This is a genomic window from Xanthomonas sp. CFBP 8151 (assembly GCF_011761885.1).
Lineage (GTDB): Bacteria > Pseudomonadota > Gammaproteobacteria > Xanthomonadales > Xanthomonadaceae > Xanthomonas > Xanthomonas arboricola_B.
On record NZ_JAASQZ010000004.1, the window covers coordinates 22,954 to 35,117 of the forward strand.

At 64.4% G+C, this 12,164-nt stretch carries 12 protein-coding genes; 7 read left to right on the forward strand and 5 right to left on the reverse strand.

Annotated features, from left to right (window positions below; genetic code table 11):
• Nucleotides 1-39: 39 nt before the first annotated feature.
• The 3 genes from FHT08_RS16940 (at nucleotide 40) to FHT08_RS16950 (ending at nucleotide 4,987) form a co-directional block, all read left to right on the forward strand.
• Entirely contained in the window at nucleotides 40-1,014 is a 975-nt protein-coding gene (locus FHT08_RS16940; RefSeq protein ID WP_166775940.1) for a hypothetical protein, read from the forward strand.
• Nucleotides 1,014-3,680: a glycerol-3-phosphate 1-O-acyltransferase PlsB gene (gene plsB, locus FHT08_RS16945; protein WP_166775942.1), complete on the forward strand. Its 2,667-nt coding sequence runs from the start codon at nucleotides 1,014-1,016 to the stop codon at nucleotides 3,678-3,680. Before FHT08_RS16940 ends, plsB begins: the two co-directional genes overlap by 1 nt.
• A gap of 326 nt (nucleotides 3,681-4,006) precedes the next feature.
• Complete coding sequence (locus FHT08_RS16950) at nucleotides 4,007-4,987, forward strand: zinc-binding dehydrogenase (protein ID WP_166775944.1); 981 nt, start codon at nucleotides 4,007-4,009, stop codon at nucleotides 4,985-4,987.
• Between the two features lie 233 nt (nucleotides 4,988-5,220).
• On the opposite strand, the gene FHT08_RS16955 is transcribed toward FHT08_RS16950, so the two are convergent.
• On the reverse strand, nucleotides 5,221-5,424 hold the full coding sequence (locus tag FHT08_RS16955) for a YdcH family protein (protein ID WP_039513143.1): 204 nt from the start codon (nucleotides 5,422-5,424) through the stop codon (nucleotides 5,221-5,223).
• Nucleotides 5,425-5,580: 156 nt separating this feature from the next.
• Between FHT08_RS16955 and FHT08_RS16960 the strand changes: the two genes are divergently transcribed.
• The gene (locus FHT08_RS16960; RefSeq protein ID WP_166775946.1) at nucleotides 5,581-6,153 is read left to right on the forward strand and encodes a hypothetical protein; all 573 of its coding nucleotides are present in this window, start codon (nucleotides 5,581-5,583) and stop codon (nucleotides 6,151-6,153) included.
• A gap of 185 nt (nucleotides 6,154-6,338) precedes the next feature.
• Nucleotides 6,339-6,692, forward strand: coding sequence for a hypothetical protein (locus FHT08_RS16965; RefSeq protein ID WP_166775948.1), 354 nt, complete (start codon nucleotides 6,339-6,341; stop codon nucleotides 6,690-6,692).
• Between the two features lie 65 nt (nucleotides 6,693-6,757).
• Here the strand turns inward: FHT08_RS16965 and FHT08_RS16970 are convergent, their stop codons facing one another.
• Nucleotides 6,758-7,012, reverse strand: a complete 255-nt coding sequence (locus tag FHT08_RS16970) for a hypothetical protein (RefSeq protein WP_166775950.1) — start codon at nucleotides 7,010-7,012, stop codon at nucleotides 6,758-6,760.
• Between the two features lie 516 nt (nucleotides 7,013-7,528).
• On the opposite strand from FHT08_RS16970, the gene FHT08_RS16975 reads away from it, so the two are divergent.
• Nucleotides 7,529-7,882 carry a ribonuclease E inhibitor RraB gene (locus FHT08_RS16975; RefSeq protein ID WP_166775952.1) on the forward strand — a complete coding sequence of 118 codons (354 nt, stop codon included), beginning with the start codon at nucleotides 7,529-7,531 and terminating at the stop codon, nucleotides 7,880-7,882.
• 91 nt (nucleotides 7,883-7,973) lie between these two features.
• Here FHT08_RS16975 and FHT08_RS16980 read toward each other — a convergent pair whose 3' ends face one another.
• The gene (locus tag FHT08_RS16980) at nucleotides 7,974-8,507 is read right to left on the reverse strand and encodes a lipocalin family protein (protein ID WP_104537937.1); all 534 of its coding nucleotides are present in this window, start codon (nucleotides 8,505-8,507) and stop codon (nucleotides 7,974-7,976) included.
• Between the two features lie 253 nt (nucleotides 8,508-8,760).
• On the opposite strand from FHT08_RS16980, the gene FHT08_RS16985 reads away from it, so the two are divergent.
• On the forward strand, nucleotides 8,761-9,411 hold the full coding sequence (locus FHT08_RS16985) for a DUF6058 family natural product biosynthesis protein (RefSeq protein WP_166775954.1): 651 nt from the start codon (nucleotides 8,761-8,763) through the stop codon (nucleotides 9,409-9,411).
• Between the two features lie 182 nt (nucleotides 9,412-9,593).
• On the opposite strand, the gene FHT08_RS16990 is transcribed toward FHT08_RS16985, so the two are convergent.
• Together FHT08_RS16990 and FHT08_RS16995 are read right to left on the reverse strand one after the other, a co-directional pair.
• A complete protein-coding gene (locus FHT08_RS16990; protein ID WP_166775956.1) occupies nucleotides 9,594-10,628 on the reverse strand; it encodes a glycoside hydrolase family 43 protein in 1,035 nt (344 codons plus the stop codon).
• Between the two features lie 34 nt (nucleotides 10,629-10,662).
• Complete coding sequence (locus FHT08_RS16995; protein WP_166775958.1) at nucleotides 10,663-12,150, reverse strand: MFS transporter; 1,488 nt, start codon at nucleotides 12,148-12,150, stop codon at nucleotides 10,663-10,665.
• Nucleotides 12,151-12,164 lie beyond the last annotated feature (14 nt).

Below are 12,164 nucleotides of genomic sequence, written 5' to 3' on the forward strand. Positions count from 1 at the left end.
CAGCAAGATGCGCCGATCGATCAGGGGAACAGCGTGCGCATGTCGCCATCCACCGTCCGCGCCGGCCGGTTCCAGTCCATCGCGTGGGTGCTGCTGGCAGCGCTCTGCCTGGGCAGCTGCCAGCGCGCCGACAACACCGCTGCCTTGCCAGGCGCCAGCGCCGAGCCGGCCGCGGCGATGCAGTCGATGACCCTGCCACTGCGGCGCAACGACCTGGTCGCCTATGCGCGGATCCGGGTCACCCCCGCGCAGTACACCCAGCTGGAGGCGACCTGGCGCAGCGGTGCCAGCCGTTGGCCGCTGACCGAGCTGCCGCTGCCCAACGAGGTCGGCAGCCTGCTCGGCAGCTTGTCCGCGCCCGGCGCCGAGCGCCAGCTGCAGCAGGCCTTCGATGCGCAGCTGGCCGGCCAGTCGCAGGGCATCCGCCAGGCCGCGCAGTCGCTGGGCCAGTTCGGCGTGCAATACCTGCGCAGCCGCAGCGATTATCAGTCCGAGCAACGCGCCCACTACGTGCAACTGGTCGATGCCTTGAGCGACTGGGCCGCCACTGCGCCGCTGGCCGATCGCGCGCGCGCCAGGGCCAGCATCACCGACCTGGTAACCGCCGCCCGCGCCACCGGCATCGGTTCGGACGCCGATCTGCAGCGTTTGGGGATGGAAGAGAGCCTGCGCCGGCTGGGGCCGTTCTGGGCCGCGGCCAAGCAGGTGCTGGAGCGTTACGGCCTGTCGCTGGACAGCAGCCTGGATGCGTTGCGCACCGGCCTGATCAGGCAGGACGGCGACCGCGCTCAGGTGCGGCTGCGCTATCCGCTGGCCGCGCACGACATCGACCTCAGCATCGGCCTGATCAAGCGCGAGGGCCACTGGTACCAGCAGCAGACCCAGGACGAGGTGCAGGCGCTGCTCGGCGCCGCGCCGGTGGCGCCCGTACCCGACGCCGCTGCAAGGCCTGACACCCCGGCGGCCGCGCCCGCCACGCCCGCCGCCACCGGGCAAGGCCCCGCTAGGCGATAATGACCGTGATGCCAGACCAGAATCCCCTGCCGTTCCCGGACGGCCAGCCCGCCCCGCCCAGCGCCGCCGCCGATCTCGGTGCCCCGGCCGCCGCATTGCCGACCGCCGTACCGGTTCCGCCGGACGCTGCACCGTCGATCGCGCCCGCCGTCGCCGCCGCCCGCAGCGCCAAACGCCCGTGGTGGGCGCGCCTGCTCGGCCGCCTGGCCGACCCCTGGCTGAGCCTGACCATCGAACCGGATCAGCCGAGCCGCTACGACGACGGCACGCCGGTGGTCTACGTGCTGGAAGACTACGGCCTGTCCAGCGCCCTGATCCTGGACAAGGCCTGCCGCGAGGCCGGGCTGCCCTCGCCACTGGTGCCGCTGCCGGGCGACCCGCTGCAGCGCAAACGCGCCTACCTGGCGCTGTCGCGGCGCAGCAGCAGCAATTCGCTGATCCCCGAGCAGCGCGGCGGCAAGACCCATTCGGATTCGCTGGCCAAGCTGCTGCAGGCGCATCGCGTGCGCGCCGACCTGGACGTGCACCTGGTGCCGGTGTCGATCTTCGTGGGCCGCGCACCCGACAAGCAGAGCGGCTGGTTCGCGGTGCTGTTCTCGGAAAACTGGGCGCTGGTCGGCCGCTTCCGGCGGCTGCTGGCGGTGCTGCTCAATGGCCGCACCACCATCGTGCGCTTCGCCCCGCCGATCTCGCTGCGCCAGACCATGGCCGAAGGCCTGCCGCCCGAGCGCACCCTGCGCAAGCTGCAGCGCGTGCTGCGCACGCATTTCCGGCGTATCCGTGAGGCGGTGATCGGGCCGGACCTGTCCACCCGCCGCCTGCTGGTGGACCAGGTGCTGGCGGCCGACTCGGTACGCGAGGCCATCGCCACCCAGGCCAAGCGGGACAACTCCAAGCCGGTCGATGCCTGGCGCAAGGCGCACGCCTACGCCTGGGAAATCGCCGCCGACTATTCCAGCCCGGTGGTGCGCTCGGCCAGCTTCCTGCTCACCCATGTGTGGAACCGCATCTACGCCGGCGTGCTGGTGCATCACCTGGACAAGCTCAAGCAGGCCGCGCCCGGGCACGAAGTGGTCTACGTGCCCAGCCACCGCAGCCACATGGATTACCTGCTGCTGAGCTACCTGCTGTACGAACGCGGCATCGTGCCGCCGCACATCGTGGCCGGCATCAACCTCAATCTGCCGGTGGTCGGTACGCTGCTGCGCAAGGGTGGCGCGTTCTTCATCCGCCGCTCGATCAAGGGCAATGCGCTGTATTCGGCGGTGCTGAGCGAATACGTCGCCCAGCTGGTGGCCGGCGGTTACTCGATCGAATACTTCGTCGAAGGCGGGCGCTCGCGCACCGGGCGTCTGCTGCAGCCCAAGGGCGGCATGATCGCGATGACGCTGCGTGCCTACCTGCGTCAGCCGCGCAAGCCGGTGCTGTTCCAGCCGGTCTACATCGGCTACGAGAAGCTGATGGAAGGCAACAGCTACTTGGACGAGCTCACCGGCCGGCCCAAGGAGAAGGAATCCATCTGGGGCCTGCTGTGGTCCATCCCCAAGGTGCTCAAGCAGAACTACGGCCAGGTGGTGGTGAACTTCGGTGAGCCGATCGCGCTCAACGACGTGCTGGCCAAGCACGCGCCCGACTGGGACGGCCAACCGCTGCCCGACGACGAAAAACCCACCTGGCTGGCGCCGGCGGTGGACACGCTGTCCACCCAGATCCAGACCCGCATCAACTGCGCCGCCGACGTCAACCCGATCAACCTGCTGGCGCTGGCGCTGCTGTCCACGCCCAAGCACGCAATGGGCGAGGCCGACCTGATCGCGCAGATCGAGCTGTGCAAGAAGCTGCTGGCGGAGATGCCGTATTCGAACCGCGTCACCGTCACCCCGCACACCCCGGCGCGCATCATCACCCACGCCGAAGAGATCAACGTGCTGACGCGCGTGTCGCATCCGCTGGGCGATGTGCTGAGCGTCAGCGGCGACACTGCGGTGTTGCTGAGCTACTTCCGCAACAACGTGCTGCACCTGTTCACGGCATCGTCGTGGGTGGCGTGCTGCTTCCAGAACAACCGCCGCATGAGCCGTGCAGGCCTGCTGCGCCTGGGGCGTACCGTGTACCCGTTCCTGCAGGCGGAGTTGTTCCTGCCGTGGAGCGAGGACCGCTTTGCCGAACGTATCGAGCAGACCATCGACATGTTCGTGCGCGAAGGCCTGCTGCTCAACGTCGCCGACGACGATGGCGGCGTGCTGACCCGCAACACCGGGCAGACCGACGAGGTGTTCCGCCTGCGTGCGATCGGCCATTCGCTGCAGCAGGCCTTCGAGCGCTATTACATCGCCATTTCGGTGCTGGTGAAGAACGGCCCCGGCGTGCTCGGTGCCGGCGAACTGGAAAGCCTGTGCCAACAGGCCGCGCAACGCCTGAGCCTGTTGTACGCCCCGGCCGCCCCGGAGTTCTTCGACAAGACCCTGTTCCGCAGCTTCATCCAGAAACTGCGCGAGCTGCGCCTGGTGTGGCCGGACGAGAACAGCAAGCTGCTGTTCGACGAGCGCCTGGATGCCTGGGCCAAGGACGCCAAGTTCATCCTCGGCCGCGAATTGCGCCACACCATCGAGCGGGTCAGCCCCGAAGCGGTCAAGCCGGATGTGGTGCTGCCGCCGGCCGAGTAAGGCGGCGGTACAAATGCCATCGTCTCCCTGCAGTGGGTGATGCGGGCAATGGCAGCGCACCAGCAGGGAAGCGCAGGTGCGCACGACGCCTCCCTTCTCCCTCCGGGAGAAGGTGCCCGAAGGGCGGATGAGGGCCGGTGAGCACGCAAACCGCCCGGCGCTGCAGCAGACCAGATTCACTCCCCGCGTTGTTCACCCACGCCCGCAACTTCACACAGCAGTTCCGTTCGTTTCATCCCCCTCTTGCAGCCGTGCCGATAGCATCGCGCCACCTTTCATTACGATCGGGTGCGTTGGACCACAGGCATGCCCGGCAGGAGATCTCCATGCGCGCAGCCATCCACACCCAATTCGGCGACCCGGCCAAGGTGCTCGAACCCGGTCAACGGCCCACCCCGCAGCCCGGCAAGGGCCAGGTACGCATCGCGATGCGTCGCTCGCCGATCCACAACCACGACCTGTGGACGGTGCGCGGCAATTACGGCTACAAGCCCGAGCTTCCCGCAATCGGCGGCAGCGAAGCAGCCGGCGTGATCGATGCCCTCGGTGAAGGCGTCCAAGGGCTGCAGACCGGCCAGCGCGTCGTCGCCGCTGGCGTGCACGAAAGCTGGGCGGAATTTTTCCTGGCCGACGCGTCCGGCGTGGTGCCGCTGCCCGACGCACTCGATGACGAGCGCGGTTGCCAGTTGATCGCCATGCCGCTGAGCGCGCTGATGCTGATCGAGTTCCTGCAGGTCGAAAAAGGCGACTGGATCGTGCAGAACACCGCCAACGGCGCGGTCGGCAAGACGGTCGCCATGCTCGCCGCCGCGCGCGGCATCAACGTGGTCAACCTGGTGCGCCGCGACGCCGGCGTGGAGGAGCTGCAGGCACTGGGCATCGGTAACGCGGTCTCCACCGCCCGGGAGGGCTGGCAGGACCGCGTGCGCGCGCTGGTCGGCGAGGCGCCGATCGTGCGCGCCATCGACTCTGTCGCCGGCAGCGCGGCTGGTGAGCTGATGGGGCTGCTTGCCGAGGGCGGCGAGCTGATCTCGTTCGGCTCGATGACCGGCGAGCCGCTGCAGATCTCCAGCGGCGATGTGATCTTCAAGCAGGCCAGCGTGCGCGGCTTCTGGGGCAGCAAGGTCATGGCCGCCACCACGCCCGAGGACAAGCGCCGCATGATCGGCGAACTGCTCAAGGCCGCCGTCGATGGCAGCCTGGCCCTGCCGGTGGAAGCGGTGTTCGACCTGGAAGATGCAGCCAAGGCGGCCGCGGCAAGCGCCGAACCGGGCCGCCGCGGCAAGATCCTGCTACGCGCAGGCTAGGACAAGAGCGCAGACCGCTCGGCGACAACGCTTACGCCCAAAAGTTCGAGGTCAAAAGCCCCTCTCCCTTCGGGGCGAAGAGGCACAGCTTGCGCGTCACTGGCGCGCGTGCCTTGGAGCGCCCGCGTCGCAAGACGTGGGCCGGGGCGCGCAGCGGGGCTGGGGTGAGGGTAGCGGCCCAAGCGACCAACGCGACGCGCCTCAGCTCAAGCCGGCGGCCGCACGCACCAACCTCATGCCGGCTCGTCGGGCACCAGCTCCATTTCCAACCGTGTGATGCAGTCCTTGAGATGCAGCTTGCGCTTCTTCAAGCGCTTCATCTGCAGCTCGTCCTCCATGTTCGCGGGCACGCGCTGGATCTCCTCGTCCAACGCGCGGTGGGCGCGTCGCAACTCGGCGATCTGCTCGGCGATCTCGGCGGGTGAGAGAGTTTCCACGGCTCCGAGCATACACAACCACGGGCCGGCCGCGTCACCCGTGCTTGCCAAGCCGCCCGTGGCTGCGACAATGCTCGCGCGCCCCTGGGGAAAGGGCGGCGCGCCTGATCCCATCATTGCCGCGCGGCCACGGCCGTCGAGAAAGGAGTCTTTACGATGCGTTTGCGTTCTTCCCTGCTGGCCCTGAGCCTGCTCACCGCCGCCACCCTGGCCAGCGCCGCCGACGTCGCCAAATACGACGGCTTATTGTGCTGCAACCTGCGCACCGACGGCAGCTGGATCAGCGACAGCAACTACGCCGAAGACGGCAAGCGCATGCTTCCCGTCGGCACCCCGGTCAGCGTCACCGGTTTCGGCCGCAACCGCGTCAACCTCAAGATCGCTGGCGAAAAGCAGTCCATCGGCAACGATTACAGCCGCGACCTGGACAACATCGCCTTCGCCGCCCGCTATTTCGTCACCGCCGACCCCAAGCTCAGGCTGGCCACCTTCCCGTCCAAGATCCGCCAGGCCATCAATGACGGCAAGCTCACCGGCGGCATGACGCGCGAACAAGTGCTGATGGCCGTCGGCTACCCGATCAGCAGCGAAAACCCGAATCTCGAAGCCTCGCTATGGCGCTACTGGCGCGACAGCTTCTCCGAGTATCAGGTGCAGTTCGGCCCCAGCGGCAAGCTGGTCAAGGTGACGGCCGATCCGCAGTTGATGAATCTGGTTTGGCTGCCGTGATAATCACCGGCGGAGGCGAAAGATGCCTCCGCCTTTTTAAGCTGCATCTTTGAGTTGCTGTGACGCGCATGGCTTGTGATTTATGTGGCTCTGTGGCGCGTAACGAATGCGTGCTCGCAGGGATTCCATGATCCGTGCCGGAATCACTTCCCACATAGCAGGTCAGCTCAAAAATCGAGGTTTTCTTGACTAGTAATAAAGCAATATTTTTATCTATCATCTTTGGCTGTTTGTCTGGTTGCGCAACTGGATCGGTGAGAATGATAGGCGCAGCTACCAACTATAAGAGTGGTAGTTGTGAGGTGATGGTCTATCAAACAAAGAGTCAGGCGATAGAGAGTGGCCTGAAAAGAGAAGTATGCGTTGTTGAAGGAAGTAGTGCATTTAGCTTCGATCACAGCATTGAAGGCGCCATCAAAAACAATGTCAAGAAAGTCTGCCAGTGCGGGGTTAGCCGCGCCTACGTTGAATCGGGTCACACCGAATCTCATATGGGAGTCAAAGGTGTGTCGTATATAAACTTGATCGGTTTTGAATGAATCAGAGGCCACGCCTTAGTTGCGGGTTGGCCACCTTGAGGTAACAGCCTGAGGTGTTGCCGCAGTTACTGTGCCAATTTCGATTCTGGAAGATCATCGGGCGTCAGCGTCTGCTTCAAGATGGTCTCCAGTTGCTCAGCCAATAGATCAAAACAGAAAGCCAGCGCATCCATGCTGACATGCGGCTCATTGAAATGTCTGGCGATCGTATTGCGTGGCCGTGCCAACGTGCCCAGCAGGCGTAAATGATCGCGCGTCTGCAGCAACCGAAGCTGCGCGTCTTCCGGCAGCAGGTAATACCCGAACAGAGACTGCTCCATGCTCAACTCTCCGGACAGGCTCCCGCCGCACGATGCGGCGGGATGCCGGGAGGTTAGCAACCGCAGACAGTCGGCGGGCTTATTTCCCTTGCGGGTGTTGTATTCGCCGCCCTCCCGGCGTGGAGATGCCGAGCATGCGCCCAAACATCAGGCACAAAAAACCACCGCTTGACGGGGGTGGCACCGCTGTCTACGGAGTTGCTACGCTCCTAGAGGGAGTGTGCTACTGACGCATGGAGGAGTCAAGATGCAGGCCTGGAATTCTCGTGCTCTTTGGATTATCAATGTCGTGTCGCAAAAATATAGGTATTAATATCCAGATATTTCAGCTTTGCGGGATACTTGGGTGACTCGAATACGCCATTTGGTAAAGCGGAAATAGTGTAACTGCGAAAGATCATGGGCTCGAAAAGCATTCCCACGCCATTCGATTTCAAGCCGTAGTTAATGACAGGCTTCACAAGCCAGGCGCTAGAATTCTTCCTCTGCCAACCAGCCGCCAAAAACGGAAGCCCCATGCAACGAAGCCCGGATCTGTACCCTAACGACGATAACGGCAACACCCTGTGGCACATCGCCCAGCAAGGAGTGGACCTGTCGAAGCCGCGCGAGATTGCGTTCTCTGTCGTCTTCCCCACGAAGGAGTCGGCATTGGCGTTCTCGGTGACGATGCTGCGCTTCGAGCAAAAGGTGCGTTGCTGCCACTATCCGGAAAACACGGCGTTTCCGATGGATGTGACGGTGTATCCGACCATGGTGCCGTCGCACAAGGCGATTTCGGCCTTCGAGGAGGAGCTGGCCGTGGAGGCCAAGCCCTTGGGTGGCTTGAACGACGGCTGGGAGTTTTCCGTGGGGGACAAGGACGTCTGACGCAGCCCGTGTGCGAGCTCAGCGATGCAGTCATTGCATCGCCAAGCTCGTTACAGTTTTTTCCGAGTCACCGAGTCACCGAGTCACCGAGTCACCGCTGCGACTGCGGTACGCGGCGCAGCTGCGACACGTCATAGCCCATGGCGGCAATACGTTGAACGGCCTGCTGATAGTCGGCATCGGACACCTGCGGGGTGCGCGCCATGTACCAGACGTAATCGCGCTTGCTGCGCGCCACGATGGTCTGCGCATACTCCGCATCCCGCCAGGCGATCACGTACTCGGCCTTGAACGGCCAGAAGAACTGCATGCTCCACAGCGCGCCATTGCCTTCCTTCGCCACCTGGCCGATCGGGTGCATGGACTTGAGCGGCGCCTGGAAGCTGCCCTTGCGGTAGGTGAAGGTGGTCTGGATGCGGCCATCCGGCCGCAGCGCATAGCGCTCCACGGCATCGTAGGCCTTGCGCTCGGGCCGGGTGGGAATGTGCGCGATGACGTACCAGTCGCCCATGAAGCGCGGCACGTCAACAGTGTCTGCGCGGGGCAGTGCAGCGCGTGAATCGCTTGCGCTAGCATTCCCGTAGACCGCAAGCGCGAGTGACAACAGCATCGAACGATGTTGCATGGGAACCTCCATCAAAAGAGCACGTACATGGCCTACGTAGCTGCAATGCGCTTGGATGCAGCCCCATGCGATGCAGTTCCGGCCCGGGCGCAAGCTTGCCCCTCTGTGCCAGTGACATGACGGTACCGTGCGAGAAGTCGTGGCAGCGTGTCGTCATCGTCTCGCCAGTTCTGGCGAACAGAGGCCGATCTTGTGCCTGCCTGCGTACCGGTGTGATAGCGTCTCGCCCCTCTATGAACACGGGCGATTGTCCATGCAGCAGTCGCTGACTCTGGCAAACTATCTGCAAACGCACTTCGTCGACAAGCCAACGTTCGCATCGCTTGCCGGCATTACGGTCGATCGGCTCGATGCGCTTCTGGAAGCGGATGCCATACCCAAACCGACGTATACGTGCGACGGACATTCCATCCGTTCGGCGGCGTTTGGAGTCACATACATCGACGAGCGCCTTGTGGGCGACTACTTCCGTCCCGAATGCAGGAAATGGGTGGACATCGCTGACCGAGCCGCAAAGGGGGGCGCGCGTGATGCCGTGCTTGCGGCATTGGGTCGGGAATTGGAGACAGGGTTGCGCGCGCACATCGAGGACACGGATGCCATCGAAAAAAAGATCCAGGGATTCATCCCCTATTTTCTTGATGGCACCTTTGGCCTGTGCGTGGCAGACCCGTCCCTTGGCATGGAGATCGCCAGGAAGGAAATGCTCCAGGAACGGCTGACATCGCTGACCGAGGCCGGCAGTAATCCCGCGCCGGAGGAGATTGGCAGGGACGCACTCTTGCAACTCATCGATGCCTACGCAGACTCGGCAATGCCATTCTCTCCGGTCGAGTACGCACGTAGCAGCAGAAAGCGCCTTGTGGACGATCTGCGTCCCTTGGTGGCCATGCGCAAGGCGTGAGGCGTGCGCGATGGAGACAAGGCCTGAGTGGCTGGCTGCACAAAGCATGCAATGCAATATCGACGCGCCACAGGACGCTCCCCGGAGGATCGCCCGTCAGCGGCAATGAGCGGGCAATGGCTCACTTGCCTTGGCGCGAGCCAATGACTAGCGTCTGCAACTGACCGCACAGCGGCGACCATTCACCAAGGCGACACCGCTCCCTCCCCATACGGGTAAATCGTCGCGATCCTTCCATCCGCATCGTGTTCCAGCGGCGCCATCTTGATGCTGCGCAGATGCGTCTGCCCGCCTGACAACACCGCGTCGTGATAGAACAGATACCACTGGCCGTCGAAGAGGCAGATGGAGTGATGCGTGGTCCAGCCGACCACCGGTGCGAGCAGCACGCCCTCGTAAGCGAATGGCCCGTAGGGGGCATCGCTGGTGGCGTAGCAGATGCGGTGCGTGTCGCCGGTGGAGTAGGACAGGTAATAACGGCCGGCGTGGTGGTGGACCCAGGGGCCTTCGAAGAAGCGGCGGGCATGGTCGCCGGCACGTAATGGTGCGCCGTGTTCGTCGAGGATGATGATCTCGCGGGTGGGTTCGGCCAGTTGGGTCATGTCCTCGCGCAGGCGCGCGACGCGTGGGCCGAGTGCGGGTGCGTCGTCTGCGGGTTCCTGGTTGGTTTGGTCGTAGACGTTGTCGCGGTAGTGCTGCAGCTGGCCGCCCCAGATGCCGCCGAAGTACAGGTAATGCGCGCCGTCGTGGTCGGCAAATACCGCCGGGTCGATCGAGTAGGTGCCGGCGATGGGCTCGGCTGCGGCGACGAACGGGCCTTGCGGGCCATCGCCGACCGCCACGCCGATCTGGAAGAGGCCGTCGGCCCGCTTGGCGGGAAAATACAGATAGGTCTTGCCGCCACGCTGCGCGGCATCCGGTGCCCACATCTGGCGCTGTGCCCACGGCACGTCGCGCACGTGCAGCACTTGCCCGAGGTCTTCCACCGGTGCACCGGGATGGGCCATGCGGAAGACGTGGTAGTCGGCCATGTCGAAGTGCGAGCCGTCGTCGCTGAAGGCAACGCCGGCATCGATGTCGTGCGAGGGGTAGATGTACAACGCGCCGTCGAACACGTGTGCGGAAGGGTCGGCGGTATAGAGGTGGGTGACCAGCGGTGCGGAAATGGCGGTGCGCGCCAGCGCCTGCAGTGCAGCGGTGTGCAGTTCATCGGACATGCGCGTACCTGTGCATGAGGTGGGAGAGAGGGCATCAACTGGTGGCGAGCGCTGCGCCGCGTCGGCGCAGGCCCAGCTCGTGTTCGATGCGGGTTTCCAGCGGCTTGTCGATTTCGTACAGCGCCAGCAACGCGGTGCCGAGCAGGAACGGGATGGACGCATACACGCTGATGGTCAGGCGAATGCCGCTCGTCACGGCATCGCTCTGCTGCGGCAGGGCGGCGTCGTAGCCATAGAAGGCCAGGATGCCGGCAACCAGCGCGCCGCCGACGCTCAGGCCGATCTTCAGGCCGCACAACATCGCCGAGAAGATGATCGCGGTGGCGCGGCGGTGGTTCTTCCATTCCGAGTAGTCGGCCACGTCGGCGATCATCGCCCACAGCAGCGGGATGGTGATGCCGTAGAAGAAGCCGTGCAGCACGTAGGAGGCGAACACCCAGGCGATCGCAGTCGGCGGATACCCGTAGAACGCCAGCAGAAACACGGTGGAGATCAGCAGCGCGCCGCCGAACACGTTGCGCTTGCCGTAGCGGTCGGCCAGCCGCTTGGAGAAGCCGATGCCCACGATCATCGCCAGGATGCCGCCGGCGCTGAACACGCTGAAGGCCGAGGTTGGTGCGTCCTGCGGCCATTGCAGCGCGCTCAGGCCGGCGCCGGTGAGCACGCTGTTGATCGCAGCGATGAAGCGGTTGAACCCGGCGTGGTCGAGGAACAGCGTCAATGCGTTCGCGTCGAGGGTGTACTTGAAGTAGTAGATGTACATCCCGCCCTTCATGGCGAGATTGATGAAGACCAGGATGGTCAGCGACAGCATCACCAGCCAGGGTTTGTTGCGGACCAGATCGGTGAGGTCCTGGCGCACGCTGCTGCGTTGTTCGCTGATCGGCAGCACGCGCTCGCGCGTGGTGAAGAAGGTGATCAGAAAGCACAGCGTGCCGACGGCGGCGAACAGCGCCATGGTGTTGCGAAAGCCCTGTGCCTTGTCGCCATTGCCCAGGATCAGCACCAGCGGCAGCAACAGCACCTGGATCACGAACTGCGCGAAGGTCACCGCCAGAAAGCGATAGGCCGACAAGCTGTTGCGCTGTTCCATGCTGCCGGTGAGCACGCCGCTCAATGCCGAGTACGGCAGGTTGTTGGCCACGTACACCAGCATCAGCAGCGTGTAGGTGGCGAAGGCGTAGGCGATCTTGCCCTGCTCGCCGAGTGCTGGCGTGTTGAACGCGGCCAGCGACAAGGCACCGAACGGCACTGCCGTCCACAGGATCCACGGGCGGAACTTGCCCCAGCGCGTGCGGGTGCGGTCGGCCAGGATGCCGATGATGGGCGTGAACACGAACGCGCCGAGCATGCCCACCACGAAGATCAGGGTGGCGGCCACACCTGCCGGGATGCGGAACACATCGGTATAGAAGAACGCCAGGAAGGTGACCAGCGTCTGGAAGATCAGGTTGGCCGCCAGGTCGCCCAGGCTGTAGCCGATCTTTTCGCGCAAGGAGAGCTGTTGTGAGCGATCGTTCATGAGGTGGGGCGGGG